This window comes from Micromonospora phytophila (genome assembly GCF_023656545.1).
Taxonomy (GTDB): Bacteria; Actinomycetota; Actinomycetes; order Mycobacteriales; family Micromonosporaceae; genus Micromonospora; species Micromonospora phytophila.
The window spans coordinates 1-1,544 of record NZ_JAMOKF010000598.1 but is presented as its reverse complement, the minus strand read 5'-3'; the positions used below and the strand labels follow the sequence as shown (position 1 = coordinate 1,544).

The window sequence follows — 1,544 nt, the reverse complement described above, 5'->3', positions numbered from 1 at the left end:
GCCCTCTTGGTCAGGATGGTGTGAGACACCCCGTGTGAGTGGGGTGCTGACCTGAGGACGGGGATCGGAGATCCTTGTGTACGTGTCCACCTCATCTGGCAAGCAGTCGGCGTCTGGCGGCGGGGCCGATCCGGCGCCGAAGCCGTCCCGGCGGGTTTTCAGCCCGGAGTACAAGCTCGCGATGGTCGCCGAGTACGAGAACGCCCCGAACGGGGAGAAGGGCGCGATCCTGCGCCGGGAAGGCTTGTACTCGTCTCACATCATCGAATGGACACGAGCTCGTGACGGCGGACTGCTCGGCAATCCGGGCGGCCGGAAAGAGGATGCCGCAACGATTCCTGTGGGACAGCGGGTGAAGAAGTCAGCCGAGCAATTGGAGTTGGAGAAGCTACGCCGGCAGAACGAGAAACTCCAAGCGGATCTGAAGAAGACCCGCATGGCCCTCGATATTATGGGAAAAGCACACGCGCTCTTGGAAGAACTCTCCGAGAGCGCGGACAACGACAGCCCGCCGAAGAAATCCTGACTGCCGTCTTCGCGGAACTTCGTGAAGCCGGGACAGCGGTGCAACGCGCGTGCACGCTGACCGGAACATCACGGGCGACCTACTACCGCCAGGCCAAGCCTGTTGGACCACGGCACGGGCCGTGGCTGCCGCGGACCCCGCCGCCGCAAGCGCTCAGCGCCGCTGAACGTGACCAGGTCCTGGCCCTGCTGAACTCGCCCGCCTACGCCGATTCGGCGATCCCGCAGGTCTGGGCAAGGGAACTCGATGCCGGCCGCTACCACTGCTCGATGTCCACGATGTACCGGATCGCCCGTGCTGCGGGGCAGAGCCGGGAACGACGCCGACTGGCCAGTCACCCGCCGCGGGTGCGCCCCGAGTTGGTCGCGACCGGTCCCGGTCAGGTGTGGTCCTGGGACATCACCGCGTTGAAAGGACCAGTCAAAGGCGTCTGGTTCAAGTGCTACGTCATCATCGACATCTACTCACGTTACGTCACCGGCTGGCGTGTCGCCGCTGGCGAGGACGCGGTCGTGGCCCGCGATTTCCTCGCCGACGCGATCACGCAAAACGGGATCGAGCCGCACACTATCCATGCCGACCGCGGTGGCGCCATGACATCGAAACCGGTATCGGAAATGCTCGTCGATCTCGGTGTGCTCCGTTCGCACTCACGGCCCCGAACCTCGAACGACAACCCGTACTCCGAGGCCCAGTTCAAAACCATGAAGTACGTGCCGGACTTCCCGGAAAGGTTCGGATCCCTCGCGGACGCAAGAGTCTTCTGCGACGGCTTCTTCACCGCCTACAATCACGAACACCGGCATTCCGGGATCGGCTGGCATACCCCGGCATCGGTGCACTACGGCACCGCCAGCCAGATCCGCGAGCAACGCCAGGCCACCCTCGACGCAGCTCACGCTGCCCATCCGGACAGGTTCAACCACCGGCCACGCGCACCCAAACTCCCCGACCAAGCGTGGATCAACCAGCCAGCCCAACAGACACAGACCGTCTCAGTTTGACTTGACAACTACCG

2 protein-coding genes are annotated in these 1,544 nt (G+C 64.1%); both read left to right on the top strand.

The genetic code is table 11. From position 1 onward, the window contains the following. The first annotated feature begins 82 nt into the window (after positions 1–82). Positions 83–526: a transposase gene (locus tag NCC78_RS32295; RefSeq protein WP_308220984.1), complete on the top strand. Its 444-nt coding sequence runs from the start codon at positions 83–85 to the stop codon at positions 524–526. A 38-nt stretch (positions 527–564) separates the two neighbouring features. Beyond that, the gene (locus NCC78_RS31635) at positions 565–1,530 is read left to right on the top strand and encodes an IS3 family transposase (RefSeq protein WP_308220983.1); all 966 of its coding nucleotides are present in this window, start codon (positions 565–567) and stop codon (positions 1,528–1,530) included. The last annotated feature ends 14 nt before the right edge of the window (positions 1,531–1,544 follow it).